General features: G+C 56.5%; 13 protein-coding genes. 3 read left to right on the top strand and 10 right to left on the bottom strand.

Going from position 1 to position 16,824, the window contains the following annotated elements:
• Window positions 1–75: 75 nt before the first annotated feature.
• From RUDLU_RS0102495 to RUDLU_RS0102480, 4 genes are all read right to left on the bottom strand, one after another.
• Complete coding sequence (locus tag RUDLU_RS0102495) at window positions 76–1,548, bottom strand: AfsR/SARP family transcriptional regulator (RefSeq protein ID WP_019986767.1); 1,473 nt, start codon at window positions 1,546–1,548, stop codon at window positions 76–78.
• 61 nt (window positions 1,549–1,609) lie between these two features.
• Entirely contained in the window at window positions 1,610–2,374 is a 765-nt protein-coding gene (madM, locus tag RUDLU_RS0102490) for a malonate transporter subunit MadM (RefSeq protein WP_019986766.1), read from the bottom strand.
• Window positions 2,349–2,744 carry a malonate transporter subunit MadL gene (gene madL, locus RUDLU_RS0102485; RefSeq protein WP_019986765.1) on the bottom strand — a complete coding sequence of 132 codons (396 nt, stop codon included), beginning with the start codon at window positions 2,742–2,744 and terminating at the stop codon, window positions 2,349–2,351. Before madL ends, madM begins: the two co-directional genes overlap by 26 nt.
• Before the next feature lie 125 nt (window positions 2,745–2,869).
• On the bottom strand, window positions 2,870–4,360 hold the full coding sequence (locus tag RUDLU_RS0102480; protein ID WP_019986764.1) for an acyl-CoA synthetase: 1,491 nt from the start codon (window positions 4,358–4,360) through the stop codon (window positions 2,870–2,872).
• A 57-nt stretch (window positions 4,361–4,417) separates the two neighbouring features.
• Between RUDLU_RS0102480 and RUDLU_RS0102475 the strand changes: the two genes are divergently transcribed.
• Window positions 4,418–4,597: a hypothetical protein gene (locus RUDLU_RS0102475; protein WP_019986763.1), complete on the top strand. Its 180-nt coding sequence runs from the start codon at window positions 4,418–4,420 to the stop codon at window positions 4,595–4,597.
• 10 nt (window positions 4,598–4,607) lie between these two features.
• Complete coding sequence (locus tag RUDLU_RS0102470; RefSeq protein ID WP_169578021.1) at window positions 4,608–4,964, top strand: type II toxin-antitoxin system VapC family toxin; 357 nt, start codon at window positions 4,608–4,610, stop codon at window positions 4,962–4,964.
• A gap of 10 nt (window positions 4,965–4,974) precedes the next feature.
• Here RUDLU_RS0102470 and RUDLU_RS0102465 read toward each other — a convergent pair whose 3' ends face one another.
• The 4 genes from RUDLU_RS0102465 to RUDLU_RS0102450 form a co-directional block, all read right to left on the bottom strand.
• The gene (locus RUDLU_RS0102465) at window positions 4,975–6,273 is read right to left on the bottom strand and encodes an MFS transporter (RefSeq protein WP_019986761.1); all 1,299 of its coding nucleotides are present in this window, start codon (window positions 6,271–6,273) and stop codon (window positions 4,975–4,977) included.
• A gap of 48 nt (window positions 6,274–6,321) precedes the next feature.
• Window positions 6,322–7,431: a 5-methyltetrahydropteroyltriglutamate--homocysteine S-methyltransferase gene (locus RUDLU_RS0102460; RefSeq protein WP_019986760.1), complete on the bottom strand. Its 1,110-nt coding sequence runs from the start codon at window positions 7,429–7,431 to the stop codon at window positions 6,322–6,324.
• Between the two features lie 481 nt (window positions 7,432–7,912).
• Complete coding sequence (locus RUDLU_RS0102455; protein ID WP_019986759.1) at window positions 7,913–8,479, bottom strand: hypothetical protein; 567 nt, start codon at window positions 8,477–8,479, stop codon at window positions 7,913–7,915.
• A 96-nt stretch (window positions 8,480–8,575) separates the two neighbouring features.
• Window positions 8,576–10,984: a TonB-dependent receptor gene (locus tag RUDLU_RS0102450; protein ID WP_157580071.1), complete on the bottom strand. Its 2,409-nt coding sequence runs from the start codon at window positions 10,982–10,984 to the stop codon at window positions 8,576–8,578.
• A gap of 185 nt (window positions 10,985–11,169) precedes the next feature.
• Here RUDLU_RS0102450 and RUDLU_RS0102445 point away from each other — a divergent pair, with 185 nt between their 5' ends.
• Complete coding sequence (locus RUDLU_RS0102445) at window positions 11,170–12,429, top strand: Hsp70 family protein (protein WP_019986757.1); 1,260 nt, start codon at window positions 11,170–11,172, stop codon at window positions 12,427–12,429.
• A gap of 171 nt (window positions 12,430–12,600) precedes the next feature.
• Here the strand turns inward: RUDLU_RS0102445 and RUDLU_RS0102440 are convergent, their stop codons facing one another.
• Both RUDLU_RS0102440 and RUDLU_RS0102435 read right to left on the bottom strand, forming a co-directional pair.
• Window positions 12,601–14,244 (bottom strand): M1 family metallopeptidase, encoded by a 1,644-nt coding sequence (locus tag RUDLU_RS0102440; protein WP_019986756.1) that lies wholly within the window; start codon window positions 14,242–14,244, stop codon window positions 12,601–12,603.
• A 279-nt stretch (window positions 14,245–14,523) separates the two neighbouring features.
• Entirely contained in the window at window positions 14,524–16,740 is a 2,217-nt protein-coding gene (locus RUDLU_RS0102435) for a S9 family peptidase (protein ID WP_019986755.1), read from the bottom strand.
• Window positions 16,741–16,824 lie beyond the last annotated feature (84 nt).

The raw sequence follows: 16,824 nt of genomic DNA, 5'->3' as shown, positions 1-16,824 counted from the left end.
ACGTTGGTTTTGTAAAAACGTAACCAAATATAACTGGCCTTTCTTTGGTTAATCTTTGGTTTTTTTAGAAGTTTTTCAATTATTTCTTGAAAGATTTAGGTACAACAAGCGAATTTCGTCCGAAGGCGACCCCAGGTTGAATTTTTTGCGCGATTCGACGTAAATCCGGTATTGCCGGTGCAGGGCGTCCGTGCGGCCCGATTCGGCCAGAGCCAGCATTTTTTCGCGGTGGGCCTCTTCCAGATTCGGGTTTTCGTCCAACGCTTTATCGGCATAGGCAATTGCCTGCGCGAGGTTGCCCATTTGGCGGTGAATTCGGGCCAGGCTGTAGAGCAGTTTATAGTACATGTCGCGGTACCAGGTTCGCTTACTCCAGCACCAGTCGTTTTCGTTGTTGTCGATGTACTTGGGCGGAATGTCGTTGAACAGGTCCCCGCTATACAACCGCTCGGCCGATTCGTAGCATATTTTACAAGGTTCCAGATTGCCGTCGGTCAGGTGTTGATTGCCCTTGAAACACAACTCCTGAAACATGGGTAGGTCGATCCAGCTATCGTAGGGTAGGCGGAGGTAGTAAATGGAACTTTGCTGCACCACAAACGACGACTGCCGGGTGTCGGCTGCACTGCCGTTGAGTACCGCCCGGAGGTACCGCACGGCATGATAGAGCCGGTTCATGGCCTGCTGTTCGCTCTCGGCATCGGGCCAGAGCAGGTCGGCGAGTTCGTCGGCCGTAGCCCCTTTTTCGCCCCGAAGCAGCAGAAACGCGAATATGGTTTTGAGCTTCCGGGTGGAGCCGGCCTTGGTGTTCCAGTCAATCAGCTCACCGTTTTCGCGGTGAATGCGGAGTTCGCCGAAGCACCGGATTTTCCAGCGGCCTTCGGCGGTTTGGGCCACCATTTTCTGAAACGGCTTCTCGACCGGGTACGCTTTTTTCTCAGCGACCGGGTCTTTAGCGAGTGCGGGCGTGGGCGCAGCCCGGTGCGGGTCGATATTGGCCAGCCAGTAATCGAACCGCTGCTTGGCGTCGTTTTTTCGAATGATGGCGGGCGGCAGGTAGTAAGGGTTGGGGCGCACACCCGCCTGCGCGTACACGACCGGGTGCGAAAACAGGCCCAGCAGCAGCTGGTCTTCGAGCAGAATCGACTCGTTGTAGAGGCAAACGACGGTCAGCGCGGGCCGCTCGGCCAGTAACTGTTGCAGGGCTTCCTGAAGTTCGCGGAGGTAAATATCGCCTGATGGCGTCCGGACGGCCCAGGTCATTTCCAGAAAAACGGTCACTGGGCGGGCGGGTAGCTCGTCGAGCCGGTGGGCTAGGGCGTCCACCACGGGCCGGGCCCGCACTACCGACTCGCGCAGGTAAACCTCGGCCGACGACACCACCTCGACCGACCCACTTTCCGACTCGCCTACCGACAAGGCCGCCCGCACCTGCGGTAGGGTGTGTTCGTCGGTGATGTACACGGTTTGCCCTGTCGACAGCAAGGCCGTGACGCCCTGCCAGAGGGTTTCTTCCGATGCGGTAAACAAGCCGATAAAGCGCGACATGGCGAAGTTAAGCGGGTTTGTTAAGACGGCAAAGGTAAAAACGAGCGGTTCAATCCGTTCGTTACCCACCAAACACCAGGCGCATCAACAGGTACAGCACCGAGGGACACGACAGGCAACCCAGCCCGGTGTAGAACGTGGCTGTCAGCGCGCCGTAGGGCACCAGTTTGGGGTCTGTGGCGGCTAATCCGGCCGAGACACCGCTGGTGGTTCCCATCAGCCCGCCAAAAATCATGGCCGTGTGCGGATTGTTCAGCCCGATATTGCGGGCCATCAGCGGAGTGCCAATGGTGACTACCACGGCTTTTACCACACCGGCCGCAATGCTCAGGGCCATCACGTCGGAGCTGGCACCGATAGCAGCGCCCGTGACCGGCCCCACAATGTACGTACAGGCGCCGGCTCCAATGGTCGTCAGGCTAACGGCGTCGGTGTATCCCCATAGCAACCCCACCGCTACGCCACTTACAAATGAAAGGACAATACCCAGAAACAACGATAACGCACCCACCCAGCCGGTTTGGCGCATAACCGTAAAACTAGCCCCCATGGCCGTGGACACAATGGCAAAGTCGCGAAACATAGCTCCGCCCATGAGCCCGAATCCCGAAAAGACCTTCAGGTCGGCTACCCCTTTTTCGCCACCGGAGCGTAACCCGCCCCAGTAGGCGAGAGCGAGCCCGGCCACAATCGCAATGGCCGAGCCGGGTATCTTACGGTTGGTAAGTCGGCGGGAGAGCACCTCAGACAGGTACATGAGCAGACCGACGAGCAGAAACGCCACAATCAGCCCATTTTTTTCAAGAAACCGGGTGATAAGGTCCATGTTGTTCGGTGGTTTTGGGCGTAGTGAGTTTTGCAAGCAGCGGGATCACGGCCCCGCACAGGAGTACTGGAACAACGCCCGCCAGAACCGCAATCAGACCGCTCGAAACGGCCACCTTCACATTTTGGGTGGCCGACATCGCCACCACAATCGGAATGTACATCTGGCTCCAGAACTGAATGCCCCCCTCGGTCAGGCGGTCGGTGTAGCCTTTTTTGGTGAACCAGTCGTTGAACAGAATCAGCAGGAGCATGGCAAAGCCAACCCCGCCCACATTGGCATCAACGCCGATGAGTTGGCCCAGAAATTCGCCTGCCAGTTGCCCCATCACGTAGCAAAATGCCAGTACAGCAACACCGTAAATGACCATCAGTTTGGAATGAGTTTATGGTTTTGGGTTTATTGTTTTTGGTCAGTTGAGGATGGAAAAACCCGCATCCGGGTGAGCTTCGTGTGGGTTGCATACCCGTAAAACGCTAAACCCGCACAAGGTTTTTAAGCAGTTTGAAACAAGGGTTTGAGGTCGTTTTTGGTCACCTTCCCCATTGCGTTACGGGGGAGCTCATCCACGATTCGGTACTGCCGGGGAATTTTGTAGGCTGGCATCTGCTCCCGCAGCCAGGCATTAATGTCGGCCACCGAAACAGACCGATCCTTTAGCACCAACACGGCGCATACCAGTTCGCCCCATTCGTCGTTCGGAATCCCAACCACGCTGCAATCGCTCAGGGCGGGGTGAGTACGCAAAATTTCCTCAATCTCAAGAGCTGATATTTTGTATCCCCCCGATTTGATGATGTCGACCGAGTCGCGGCCGAGCATTCGGTAGTATCCGTCTTCAACCACGGCAATGTCGCCCGTTCGGAACCAGCCGTCGGGGGTAAAGGCGCTCTGAGTAGCTTCGGGCCGGTTCCAGTATTCCAGAAACACGTTGGCCCCCTTGATCTGAATTTCGCCCGGTTGCCCGGCGGCAACGTCGGCGTTGGCTTCATCTACCAGCCGAACGTCCACGCCCGGTAAGGGTTTGCCGATGCATCCGACCCGACGCTCGCCCGCGTAGGGGTTGCTGATTCCCATGCCTATTTCGGTCATGCCGTATCGTTCGAGCAGCGTATGCCCGCTGATGCCCTGCCATTTTTCGAGCACCGATACCGGCAGCGCAGCCGAGCCCGATACCATCAACCGAAACCGGGCCAATACGGCCGAAATGGCCTGCTGACGCGGAGCGGGTTGACTTTCCCAATACGAAATTAGTTTGAAATAGATGGTCGGAACGGCCATAAACACGTTGACGCGCCCTTCGGCGAAGGTGTCAAAAACGGCTTCGGCTGAGAATTGGGGCATAAACTGAACCGTAGCGCCCGACCAAAGCGCACACGACACCACGTTGACAATGCCGTGCACATGATGCAGGGGCAGCACGCACAGGGTATAATCGGCCGACGACCATTGCCAGGCGTCGACAAGGGTCGAAATCTGAGTTTCGAGGTTGGCGTGCGTAGTCACCACGCCTTTGGGCAGGTTGGTGGTGCCACTTGTGTACAAGATCATGGCCCGGCGCTCGGGTGTCAGGGTAGGCAGCGTTACGGGTTTAAGGACAGCTTCATTGTCACCAAGGATAATCAGCCGGAAGCCTTTCTCAGCCGACAAAGGGGCCAGGATTTGGCTGTGTGCCCGGTCGGCCACCACGATTTGGGCACCGGTGTCTTCGATTACGTAGCGCAGCGAAGGCAACGGGTACGACAGGGCCAGGGGTACCGCAACACCGCCCGCCCGCCAAACACCCCACTGCACCCGTACGTAGTCGAAGCCGGGCGTTATCATAAAAGCAACCCGGGCTTCGGCGAGGTCGTCAGTGCCGTCGAGGAGCTGCGCGGCTATGTCGGCCGAGGCATCGAGGAGCTGCCCGTAGGTGTAGGTATTGCCATCGGCGACAATTGCCGTAGCGGCCGGGTTACGGTACGCATTGGTAAAAAGTCCTTGCATGAAACGATCTTTTATGTGTCAGGTTGTCGTTGTATATTTGATTAAAACAAAAGCAACATGGTCATTCGGATTCCTAAAGATGCGCCAGCCTCCGCTGTGGATGAAGCGTTGAAGCAGATTGCCAGCCAGCCCAAAAAAGCCCGCAAAGGTTTCGACCCGAAGAAGTATGCGGGGAAAATTAAATTCCCCGTAGATGGCTTGACATATCAAAAACAAGTGCGGGATGAGTGGCAGTGATTCCATCGTAATGGATACGAACTCGCTGATTTATTTCTTTAATGGAAACGAAAAAGTAGTCGAGGCCATTGAGGATAAAGTCTTATACATTTCTGCTATTACTAAAATTGAGTTGCTCAGTTTTCCTCGTCTTGACGAAGAAAGTGAACAACAAATTCGGTATTTCATTGATGATGAAAACTGTCGACTCAATGAACTAATTCCTGCTATTAAGACGCAAACTATTCAACTTCGCAAAACACATCGCATTAAGCTCCCGGACGCTGTAATTGCTGCTACAGCACTGTTTTTAGGGATTCCGCTGCTCACATTTGATACAGACTTTGCTAAAATAAGCGGGTTAGATCTCATCTTACTGGAGCATTGATGCGGCTGTCTTAACTGACCTTTTTCGAGGAAATATACAGGGTCATAATGCCCGCAAAAATGGTCGGGACGGCGTAAATGAGGAAGTTGGTGACCATTGAAAGCCCCATCCCGATCAGAATACCACCCACTGCCGGGCCAATGATTCCCCCCAGTCGGCCCATGCCGATGGCCCAGCCCACGCCCGTAGTCCGAAACTCGGTTGGGTACATACGGGCCGCCACGGCATAAAGCCCCACAAAGCCGCCCTGAATCCCGAAGCCCAGCAGGCCAAACACCAGCAGCAGAGTATCTGAACCCATAAAAAACCGGAAGGCAATCATCACCACCCCGGTCATAATCAGGTAAAGCCCAATGGTGCGTTTCAGGCCAAACCGGCTCGAAAAATACCCCTGAATCGTAATCCCGAAAAACGCGCCTACGTTGAACACCGTGCCCGCATAAATGGCCAGTTTCATCGAGAGGCCCGCATTGGTCGCGAGTTTGGGGATCCAGCTCGTCAGAAAATACAGGGTAGCAAAGGCCAGAAACAGGGCCGACCAAAGCTGAATCGTCGGAACCTTGTAGTCGTTGGCCAGCAGCGACTTTACCGGGATCACAGCCTGCCGGGCGGGTTTGGCCGGTAATTGGCTGTACGTAGGTTGCCCCATCCGGGTCAGAATGGAATTGGCCTTTTCCAGTGCCCCTGCCGGTTGCGATTTGAGGTAAAATTCGAGCGATTCGGTCAGGAAAAGCCCGATCAGGGGCAGGGTTACAAACGTAGCCACACCCGCAATTTCAAAAATGCTCTGCCAGCCCAGATCGGGAATGACGCGGGCCGCTACCAACCCCGACAGAACCGCTCCCACCGGGTAGCCCGCAATGACGAAGCTCACCCAGAAATCGCGCGTTTTGTGAGGGGTGTACTCCGACGCCAGCGCGGCCGTACTCGCCAGCATGCAACCAATACCCAACCCGCTGATAAACCGGTAGATAATCAGGTGGCCGATACCCGTCGACAGGGCCGTGAGGTAGATACTAACTCCCATGATCAGCGCACTAAGCATAATCATGGCTTTGCGGCCAATTTTGTCGGCGTAAGGGGCCATAAATAAGGCCCCGGCGGTCATCCCGAACAGGCCTGAACTGAACACCGCCCCGAGGGCTTCGGGGCGCACGTTCCAGCTTTTGGCAATGGCCGGGGCCGCGTACGAAATCACCATGACATCCATGCCATCGAGCATGTTCATCAGAAAACAGATCCAGACGGTGGCGTACTGAAGCCGCGAAATCGGGCGCTGATCAATCAGCAGGGTAGGACTTACTTCCATAAATACGAGCCGGTAAGGGGGAATAAGGCGTTTAGATAGCTAAAGGCGTTAGGCCGTTCCCCATACCTTTCGGGCGGTATCAACCACCAGCTCGAGTTTGCGCCACTGATCGTCGGGCGTCAGGTCGTTGCCGTGGTGGGTCGATGAAAAACCGCACTGTGGGCTGATACACAGATTTTCGAGCGGCATGTATTGGGCCGCTTCGTCGATCCGGCGACAGAGATCATCCATGTCTTCCAGGGCCCGCACTTTCGACGAGACAATACCGAGCACTACCGATTTATGGCTGGGCACAAACCGCAACGGAGCAAAATCGCCGGAGCGCTCGTCGTCGTATTCCAGAAAATACGCGTCGACATTAATCGTGTTGAACAGCACCTCGGCCACGGGCTCGTACCCACCCTCGGCAAACCACGTACTGCGGTAGTTGCCCCGGCAGAGGTGAATGCCCACCGTGAGGTCGGCCGGGCGGTTGTCAATGACCGAGTTGATCAGGGCCGCGTACGTACGGGGAAGCTCGTTAGGGTCTTCGCCCCGCTCCACGGCGGCCGCCCGCATTTTGGGGTCGCAGAGGTAAGCAAGATTCGTATCGTCGAGTTGCAGGTACCGCAAACCGGCTGCGTAGAGGTGGTCAATTTCCTGCCGGTACGCTTCGGCCAAATCGGCAAAAAACTCATCCATGTCGGGGTACGACTGAATATCGATTGATTTACGGCCGCCCCGAAAGTGAATCATCGTGGGCGACGGAATCGATACTTTGGGCGTTTGTGTCGTTACAGACTTGAGGTAATTGAAGTCGGCCACCTGAATGTCTTTCACGTGCCGGAGTTTGCCCGTTACGCTCAGTACGGGTGGCTTAAACCCGTCTTCTGCCACCTTAGCCTGCGGGTTAGCCTCAATGCCACCCGTAACGCTCACGCCCGACAGTTCTTTCAAAAAGTCGAGGTGAAAATAATCCCGCCGAAATTCCCCGTCGGTAATCGACCGCATTCCGGTGGCTTCGAGCCGCCGAACGGTCTCGGCGATGGCTTCATCTTCGACCGCCCGCAACTCGTCGGCCGTGATTTCGCCTTGTTTCCACTTCTGACGGTTTTCTTTTACGGCCGGGGTACGCAACAGGCTGCCAACATGGTCGGCGCGGAAGGGGAGAGTTTTCATGCAAAAATGAATCAGGTAAGAATCGGGTTGTAAAGCGGTAAAGTGGCCTCGGACTGATGTTGCTCCGGGGCTCATTCGGCCAAAAATACTAAAAGCCCTTTACGTCTAAATGACGCAAAGGGCTTTATTCACTTTTTTAGGTAAAATATAATTTCCGGCAGAGCCGAAGAGGGCGGGTAGCGTCTGATGGTTCGACCACCCCTGCCCCCTCCTGATTTCAGGAGGGGTGGCTTAACAGGCTGACAGAGACAACGTCATTGTGTTTTTTGTTCGTCAGGGTCGGTGTTATCGTACGTAAAGCAGTAACAGATACCCGTACAATTGGTAAGTAGTAGCTATGTCTACGGAGCAGACACCAGAGCATCTAACCTTGCTGACAAACTGAAAAACAAACTGGTGTCTGTTTCTAAATTTTCAACAACGCACGTTAAACCCAAAACGATGAACCCAAAACCAGAGGGCCGCCATTATCGCTAACCCACTACTGCCGAATCGATACGTCGAAATTAACATCGAGGTCGGAGGTGCCGGGGGTAGCGGTGCCGTTTTTAGTGCCGGGCTGGTGGCGCAACACTACATTGAGTTTGCCCGAGCTGGCGGCACCGGTGGTTACGTCGGCCGTCAGACCAATGGGGAAGGGACCGGGAGCCGGGTTCGTATCGCGGTCGTTGGGGGTTACGGTCATGTTCAATCCGGTAGTGGGCCGGTACACCAGCAAGTGCTCGTTGGCTTCTTCTTTGATGTATGCGGTAACGTCGGCGGCTGGCGTTTTGCTCTTGTCGGCCAGCTCAATACGCATCGAGTAAGCCGCGTTGGGCTTCAGGATGAGGCTGGCTGCCAGAGTGCTGGGTTGGCTGCCATCGGCCGCAAGGCCATCCAGTACGGCCGTCACGGTTTCACTCGCATTGGCTTTGTTGGTGAGCCGCAGCGTCACGGTGGTGATGCGCTCGTTGTCCTCGTCGGGGGCAACGTTTTCTTCGTCGCGGTTGCATGCACCCGTCAGCAGAGCTACGGCAAGGAGGGGGAGAAACAGGCGTTTTGTAAACATGAAGGTAGATTGTTTTTAGGTGAATGAACTTGTAATTGAGCATAGTACTCCGAACCCCACCAACGAGGGTGAGTGGGAGACAATCGGTCAAGGGATTTAGATTGTTACTTTGAGTTTTAGGCTGAGATTACGACCCGGCTCGTCGGCGAAGTATCGGAACCGGTTGAGGTAATCGCGGTAGGCCGTGTTTGCCAGATTGGCACCGGTCAGAATCAGTTGCACCGGCTGGTTTCCAAGCCGCAGGGTCAGGCCCGCTTCGGCTCCGAGCAGCACATAGCCCGGTGGCGGAGGGGCAAAGTCGCCCCGGAAAATAAGCGTACCCTCGCGCATTTCGCTCGACACCGTTGGTACCCGGTGTTGCCGGGCTACGGCGAGCAAACTGGCCTGTAGGTACAAACCCGATACCCGCCCTCGATCGGCGAACTCGTACCGGATACTGTTGTCGGATCGTTGGGGAGGCACCAGCACCAGATAGTCGCGGGCGGTCTGGTTGTAGGCCCACAACGAAGAGGTTTTTGACGTAAACGTGAGGGGTTCGCTTAGTTTGTAGCTGATGGTGGCATCCACACCGCGAAACAGAGCCCGCACCTGATCGTAGCTGTAGGCCGGAAACGCCCCCCGCTGCCGGATAGTCGGTACCGAATCGGGCTTAAGGTAGATATAGTTGTTAATGAGGTTGTTGTAAATACCAATCTCAAACGATAATCGCTCCCCAGCATAGGCCAAAGCCAGGTTTCCGTTGTAGGCTTGTTCGGCTTTCAGGTTGGGGTTACCCCGCTCGTAGGCCACTGAGCTTTGGTGTAGGCCATTGGCGTACAGGTCACTGGCGTTGGGTGCCCGCCAGGCCGTGCTCAGGTTGGTGGTCAGCGTCAGGTCGGGGCGTAGCTCATACGAGACCCCGAATGAGCCGTTGGCATTATCCCAGTTATGTGAGCGACTAAAGACCCGGTCGGTGGTTTCGTCGAGGAAAAACGCCCGCAGGGTACGAACATCGTACCGGAGCCCCCCTTCAAACACCCAGCGGTTGTGGGCGTACCGTTCGATGATAAACCCGCCCAGCCCGTTGGCCCGGAAGTTTGGAATCAGGAACAAATACCGCCGGACGTTGCCCTGCGTGAGAGCGTTGACTCCCACACTGCCCGACCACACCCCGCCCGAGGGCGTACGCTTCACGGGGTGTTCCCAAATAAGATCGGCTGTTTGGGTGTTTAGTTTCAGGTACAATTCGGGCGTAGTCACCCGGCTGAACGACAACCGGTCGTACTCTTCCCGGGTGTTATGCTGGCTGGCTACGGTCAGGGTCAGTTCGCCAAATGACGCAGAGCGGTAGTAGGCCCGGCCTTTGAGCAATTGATGCTGAACATCCTGAAACGGGCGGTCGATGGTGTACGTAAATCCCGGTTGCACCAGCGGTTCCGGGCGGGCAATGGCCGCGTACAAGTCGCTCAGGCTGCCGACCTGCGCCCCCCTGAACATCCCAATCTGATTGTTAAACTGGCTGTAGTACACTTCGGCCCCCCAGTGCTTACGGTCGTAGTGGAGGTCGGCCGAGAAGTTGCGCTCCCGGAACCCGGTGTTTTCCAGAAAATAACCCGGCGCGCGGGCATTGCCGGCCCGTTTGAGGGTGCCTTGCACCCGCCAGCTGAGGCCCGTTAGTTTACGGTCGAACGCGCCTTCCAGAAAGCCCGAAATGGCCCCCATTCGCCCGTTGGTAGCACCCACGAGGTTGGCTTCGCCGTGAATCCCCGGTGCAGAGGGCATAGCTTTAGGCTCCACCAGAATAACCCCGCCAACCGCATCGGAGCCGTACCGGATACTCGCGGCCCCTTTGATGACGGTCAGTCGCGAGGCCACAAACTGATCTACCTGCGGAGCGTGTTCGCTACCCCACTGCTGGTCTTCCTGCCGAATCCCGTTGTTCAACACCAGAATCCGATTGCTGTACAGACCGTGAATCACGGGTTTGGAGATGGTAGGCCCGCTCTGAATTGAATAGAGCCCGGCAATGGCTTTCAGGCTTTCGCCCAAAGTGAGGCCCCGCGTTTGGTCGAGGGCTATCCCTGCCAGTTCGCTTTGTGTCTGTAGGATCTGTTTGGCTTCTGAACGGTGCTCGGTCACATCGACGCCGGGTAAGTTGCGGGCATCGTTGCTCAGGGTGATTTGCCGCACCGAATCCACAGGTAATCGTACCGATTCGGTTACGGACGTAAAACCCAGAAAACGGTATTCGACGGTGTATTGGCCGGGGCACAGGTTGTCGAGCCGAAACCGCCCCTCGCTATCGGTGAGGGCACCGCGTTGCAGCTCGCGGATATAAATAGTGGCACCGGGCAGGCCCGCGCTCGCTGGCGCACTCGTCAGAATCTGACCGGATAAGCTGCCCGTACAGGCTGGGGTCAGTTGGGCCTGAGCCCCGAGCGGCAACAGGAACCATGCCAGACTCAGCAGAGTGGTGAGTTGACGAAGGCAAGCATTGGCCCGGTTACTAATTGGAGACTGGATCATCATTCGTAGCCACAAAACTACAGCAGCCGCAACATTGTTGCAAAAACTTTCTGCAACAATGTTGTAAAAAGATGGGTCGTGGGTTTTGGTCAGTTGATAAAAGCAGAGTTTAGTGAAGGGGTTTAGGCAAAAAATGGTACTTTTGCGGCCTTTTTGCCCCGAAATGGGCCTAATACGTGAAGCAAATGAAACCCCTTTCCTGCGGCATCGACTTTGGTACGTCCAACTCCACCATAGCTATTGATCTAAACGGCGAAATCAAGCTGGTGCCGGTTGAACAGGACCACGTTACCATGCCGAGTGCCATCTTTTTTCGACAGGCTGATAACAAGGCGTTGTATGGACGGGTGGCCGTTCGGCGGTTTTTTGACCGGGAGCCGGGGCGGTTTATGCGAAGCCTGAAACGGGTGTTGGGAACCTCGCTCATGAAGCAGGGTACGCTCGTCAACGGGGCCGCCATGAATTTCGGGGTTATCATTACGGCGTTTCTCAAGAATCTGAAAGACGGCGCTGAAGCTCAGGCCGGGGCCACTATTGATAATGTGGTGATGGGGCGCCCGGTTCATTTTGTCGACAACGACCCGCAGGCCGACGAGCAGGCGCAGGCCGAACTCAGGACCATTGCCGGGCGGCTGGGGTTCAAACACATCGAGTTTCAGTTTGAGCCGATTGCGGCCGCCTTTGCCCACGAAACCGGCATTTCGGGCGAAAAGCTGGCCATCGTAGCCGATCTGGGTGGTGGTACGTCCGATTTTACCGTTATCCGTTTGTCGAACCGGTGCGTCAACAAGCCCGATCGTACGTCGGATATTCTGGCTAATACCGGGGTTCGTATCGGGGGCAATGATTTTGATAAAGCCCTCAGCCTGGCGGCTATCATGCCCGAAATCGGCTACCGGACCACCTACGGCCCCAAGAACCTGGAGGTGCCACTCAAGCCCTTCCACGATCTGGCGGAGTGGAGTAAGGTCAACTTCCTGTACACGCCCAAACTCATTATGCAGACCCGGCAACTGCTGCATGAGTCGCACGATAAAACCCGGTATAGCCGGCTGCTGGATGTGCTCGTGCGCGAAACGGGGCATATGCTGCTGGCGGGAGCCGAAGAAGCCAAAATCGCCCTTTCGGAGGATGAAACCCACGAAACCCATTTCGATTTTATTCAGGAGGGGTTTACCATTCCGGTAGATCGGACCGTGTTTGAAGAAGCTATTGCTGAGGATGTACGAGCCATTGAGACGTCGGCGCGGGCGTGCCTGCAAGCCGCGGGCGTAAGCCCCGAAGCCATCGAGCTGGTGATTCTGACGGGCGGCTCTACCGAAGTCAGATCGGTACAAGCGCTGTTCCGGCAGTTGTTTCCCAAAGCCGCCATTGCCGATCAGAACAAACTATCGAGCGTGGGGCTGGGGCTTGGTTATGATAGCCGCGCCCGGTTTGGAGCCTGAATGTGAGGGCGGTGTATCGTATCCGTAATTCTCAGCACTGGACAAAATGCACAAGTGTAGCTCTGGTCTTTGCGACAGGATTACAGGATATACAGGATTTTCTTCCGTAAAAATAATCCTGTACATCCTGTAATCCTCCGGGCCGCCGGGCGGTCAAAAAATAAACTTCTCCTATTTAGTTACCTCAGTCACCAGTACGTAATAGTCAGCGTCGGCGGTGAGGGTAGTGGCTTTGGTCGTCAATTTCTGCCAGCGAGTAGTGGGGTTGAGCGACTGCTGCGGTCCCGACTCGCCCAGGCATACTTCCAGCGGCATGTTGAAACCCTCCACGCAATTGGCCCAGCGGTATTCAAATCCGCCTTTTGTCCGGCGGTATTCGAGCGTAGGCAGGCGGGTGTCGCGCAGGTACTGGTCAAATACGTTGCTCAGGTCGCGCCCGGCCTGCTCACTCATGTACGCTTCAATTTGCCGACCCTCTACGGTTTGGTGGTAAAATGTTTTGTTCATACCCCGCAAAATCTGCCGCCATTTTTCGTCGTTGCCCACAATCTGCCGAATCGTGTGCAGCATATTGCCGCCCTTGTAGTACATATCGCCCGAGCCCGACTGGTTCACGTTGTACACGCCCACAATGGGTTTGTCGTTGCGGATCAGGTTGCGGCACCCGATCACATACGCAGCACCGGCCTCTTTGCCGTAGAGGTACTCGATGTACAGGTTCTCGGAGTAATTGGTGAAACTCTCGTGCACCCACATATCGGCCACGTCTTTGTAGGTAATGTTGTTAGCATACCACTCGTGCCCCGACTCGTGAATGATGATAAAGTCCCAGAGCAACCCCCAGCCCGTGCCAGAGAGGTCGCGGCCCCGGTAGCCGTTCTGAAACCCGTTGCCATACGTGACCGAGCTTTGGTGTTCCATCCCTAGGTATGGCGTCTCGACCAGTTTGTAGCCATCTTCGTAAAACGGGTAGGGGCCAAACCAGTGCTCAAAGGCCCGCAGCATGGGTTTGGCCTGGGCAAACTGTTTGCGGGCCATGTCTTCGTGATGGCGTAGGGCATAAAACGACAGGTCGAGCACGCCTTTTTCGCCCCGCAGCGTATCGGTCCACTGCACGTAGTCGCCGATGTTCAGGTTCACGCCATAATTGTTGATGGGGTTCACCACGTGCCAGTCAAACGTACGAGTACCGTCGGCGTTGGGCGTTGTTTGCCGGAGCCGACCGTTTGAAATATCCGTGAGCCCATCGGGTACGGTCACACTGATGCGCATGGAGTCGGGCTCGTCGTACATGTGGTCTTTGCAGGGCCACCAGGCACTTGCGCCCAGTCCCTGACAGGCCGTTGCGATAAACCGTTTGCCGGTTTCATCGCGGCCCCACACCATGCCACCATCCCAGGGAGGGCGTTTGGCCACTTTGGGCTTTCCGGCGTAATAAACCGTGATGGATTCGCTGCGGCCGCTTTGCTGGGGCTTCTGGAGCGTCACGAAGTAGGCATCGCCATCCTGCCGAAACGTCAGTGAGCGACCGTCCTGCTCTACTTTTTCGATGCGTAAGGGCCGTTGCAGATCAATCTGCATGGTTTGGGCGGGTTTCAGGACCCGGTAGCGGATGGTCGTGCTTCCGCTCAGGGTGCTGTCGGTGGGTTGCACCCGAACCTGTAGGTGGTAGTAGGCTAAGTCCCACCAGGCCCGCTCCGGTGTGATGGAGCCCCGGAGCGTATCGGCCCGGGTAAACTCGTACCGTTGTGCCCAGGCGGTGGTGGTCAGCAGCAGGAGTCCAGCCAGCCAAAGGGTTTTTAGTCTGTTTTGCATTCAGTAGATGGGTTTACCACCCCCCGGCCCCCTCCTGAAAAACAGGAGGGGGTGGCTTATCAGTCTGACAGCGAGAGGGTAATTATGACTTTTTATGAATCAACATTGACAGGGTTACATTCTCTCCTGTTTTTCAGGAGAGAGGTCTGCTAGGCTGAGAATGAGACGGAAGTTGTGCCTTTTGTGAATCAATATTGACAATTCTCAGCCTCCCCCTCCTGTTTTTCAGGAGGGGGTCAGGGGGTGGTCAGCCGGTGCCGATGGTAAAACCACCCCCGTTTATCGCGGACCCGGTGGGCAGTGTTCAGTCAGGAATTTGGTGTACAGCGTGCGCAGGTGTTCGGTGGTGCCTTCGCCTTCCGAGATGCCGTGGGTTCGGTTGGGGTAAGCCATAAACTGAAACTGCTTATTATGCTTCACCAACTCGTTGACGAGCACCTCGGCATTGTCGTAATGCACGTTGTCGTCGCCGGTACCGTGAATGTAAAGCAGGTTGCCGCGCAGGTTTTTGGCGTAGGTAATCGGCGATCCGGCCACAAAGTCCTCGCGGTTTTCCTGCGGCAGACCCATGTACCGTTCCTGATAGATGTTGTCGTAAAACAACTGGTTGGCAACGGCCGCAATGGCAATGCCGGTCTTATAAATTTCGGGGTACTGAAACAGCAGGTGCAGCGTGGTAGAGCCGCCCCCGCTCCAGCCCCAAACGGCTACGCGGCTGGTGTCGAGCCAGGCGTGTTGCTCAAACAACTTGCGCGCGCCCATAGCCTGATCCCGGATATTGAGTCGACCGATTTGCCGGTAGATGCTCTTGCGCCAGGCAGCTCCTTTGAGGTTAGGCGTCCCCCGGTTGTCGAGGGCTACGTAGCAATACCCTGCCTTAGCCATGTCGCCGGCAAACAGGTTGTTGCTGCCCGCCGAGAACACATCGTTGGTGGTCACGCTGGCAGGCTCGCCATACACATGAAACACCACCGGGTACTTCTTCGTACTGTCGAAGTTGGCAGGGCGTACCATCCAGCCGTCGAGCGTCACGCCGTCGGCCGTTGTAACGGTGAAGAAGCGCACATCCCGACCGGGCCGGGTTCCCAGATTGCCACCCAGTGGCCGGACTACTTTATGATCGGGCAGTTGCACCCATTCCCGCACGGGAGTCTGCTGGTGACTGTTGAACGAATGCAGGGCGTATCGGCCGTCGGGCGACACGTTGTAATCGTGTGTACCCACCTGCCCGGCCGGTGTCAGCCGTTCGTGCTTGCCTTTCCCGTCGAGCCGAACCCGGAACAGATACCGCTGAATGGGGTTTTCGGGCGAGGCCGTAAAATACACGTAACCGCCCGCTTCGTCGATGCGGTTAATTTTGGCCATGTCGTACTTCCCCGGCGTGAGCAGCGTTTCGGTTTTGCCGTTGGTTGTGATGCGGTAGAGATGCCGCCAGCCGTCTTTCTCCGAAACCCACAAAAACGACTTACCACCGTCGAGCCATTCCCAGCCGCTTGGGTCGCCCCCGTTCCAGCGGGCTTTGGCGTCGATCCAGGCTGCATCGGTTTCGCGGTGAATGGGCGTTACCGAGCCGTTGGGCTGTCCCAGAAACAGGATACTGCTGTTTTGCTTGCGGTTGAGTTGCTGAATGATAAGGGTATTGCCCGAGGGAACCCATTCCATCCGGGTGAGGTAGTGCTGTTGCGGGTCGCCCGGAATCTGGAGCCAGGTAGTGGCTCCGCCCGACGCGCTCACCACCCCGATCCGGGTGGGCGAGGGGGCTTCACCTACTTTCGGGTACTCGACCGGAATCACCCGCGAGTACACCGAATCGGTGGTGTTGATCATCAGGTAATCGCGGATGTTGGTCGCGTCGACCTGCCAGTACGCGATCTGCTTGCTGTCGGGGCTCCACCGGAACCCGTCGCGGCACCCAAATTCTTCTTCGTATACCCAATCAAACGTACCGTTGATGCGTTTGCGGGTGCCGTCGGTGGTCAGGGCGGTGGCTTTGCCGGGGTTGGCGGCATCTTCCACATAGATATTATTGCGGCTCACGTAGGCAACCCGGCTGCCGTCGGGCGAGAGTTTGGCGTACAGCAGCGACTGCCCCGGCTGACCGGCTCCTACCCGCCGAACCGTACCCGAGGCCCGGTCGAGGAGGTAGTAGTCTCCGCGTGAGTTGTACCGCCAAACCCGGGCCGTATTCGTAAATAGAAGCACCTTGCTGGAGTCGCGGCTGAACTCGAAGTCAGCAACAGGCAAGGGGGCCGGGGTATCGCCCGTCCGAACGTCGGGGCGTTTGAGCTGGGCAGCGGGTACCAGTACGGTCGATTGCCCATTGACAACGTCGGTGCGGACGATACCGTTGTTGTCAACGGCTACCAGGGTACGCCCGTCGGCCGACCAGCGTCCACCGGCGCCCCGGCCCTGTCCGAGCGATAAAAACGGCGTACTCACCAGACCCAACAGCAGGGCGGTGGCTACCCGTGGATACAAAAAAGAAGTAAAGCGCATTAGGCGGTATAAAGAGTAAAAGAGTGAATGAGCGAAAGAGTGCGGGGCCTACAGGTTCGCCCCCTTGTTTTTCTACACAAAAAA

Source organism: Rudanella lutea DSM 19387 (assembly GCF_000383955.1).
Taxonomy (GTDB): Bacteria; Bacteroidota; Bacteroidia; order Cytophagales; family Spirosomataceae; genus Rudanella; species Rudanella lutea.
This window is presented reverse-complemented; position numbering and strand designations above follow the sequence as displayed.

Coding starts and splice junctions, on each gene's coding strand:
- RUDLU_RS0102495 (WP_019986767.1), bottom strand. CDS start 1,548: ATGTCGCGCTTTATCGGCTTGTTTACCGCATCGGAAGAAACCCTCTGG.
- madM (WP_019986766.1), bottom strand. CDS start 2,374: ATGGACCTTATCACCCGGTTTCTTGAAAAAAATGGGCTGATTGTGGCG.
- madL (WP_019986765.1), bottom strand. CDS start 2,744: ATGGTCATTTACGGTGTTGCTGTACTGGCATTTTGCTACGTGATGGGG.
- RUDLU_RS0102480 (WP_019986764.1), bottom strand. CDS start 4,360: ATGCAAGGACTTTTTACCAATGCGTACCGTAACCCGGCCGCTACGGCA.
- RUDLU_RS0102475 (WP_019986763.1), top strand. CDS start 4,418: ATGGTCATTCGGATTCCTAAAGATGCGCCAGCCTCCGCTGTGGATGAA.
- RUDLU_RS0102470 (WP_169578021.1), top strand. CDS start 4,608: ATGGATACGAACTCGCTGATTTATTTCTTTAATGGAAACGAAAAAGTA.
- RUDLU_RS0102465 (WP_019986761.1), bottom strand. CDS start 6,273: ATGGAAGTAAGTCCTACCCTGCTGATTGATCAGCGCCCGATTTCGCGG.
- RUDLU_RS0102460 (WP_019986760.1), bottom strand. CDS start 7,431: ATGAAAACTCTCCCCTTCCGCGCCGACCATGTTGGCAGCCTGTTGCGT.
- RUDLU_RS0102455 (WP_019986759.1), bottom strand. CDS start 8,479: ATGTTTACAAAACGCCTGTTTCTCCCCCTCCTTGCCGTAGCTCTGCTG.
- RUDLU_RS0102450 (WP_157580071.1), bottom strand. CDS start 10,984: ATGATCCAGTCTCCAATTAGTAACCGGGCCAATGCTTGCCTTCGTCAA.
- RUDLU_RS0102445 (WP_019986757.1), top strand. CDS start 11,170: ATGAAACCCCTTTCCTGCGGCATCGACTTTGGTACGTCCAACTCCACC.
- RUDLU_RS0102440 (WP_019986756.1), bottom strand. CDS start 14,244: ATGCAAAACAGACTAAAAACCCTTTGGCTGGCTGGACTCCTGCTGCTG.
- RUDLU_RS0102435 (WP_019986755.1), bottom strand. CDS start 16,740: ATGCGCTTTACTTCTTTTTTGTATCCACGGGTAGCCACCGCCCTGCTG.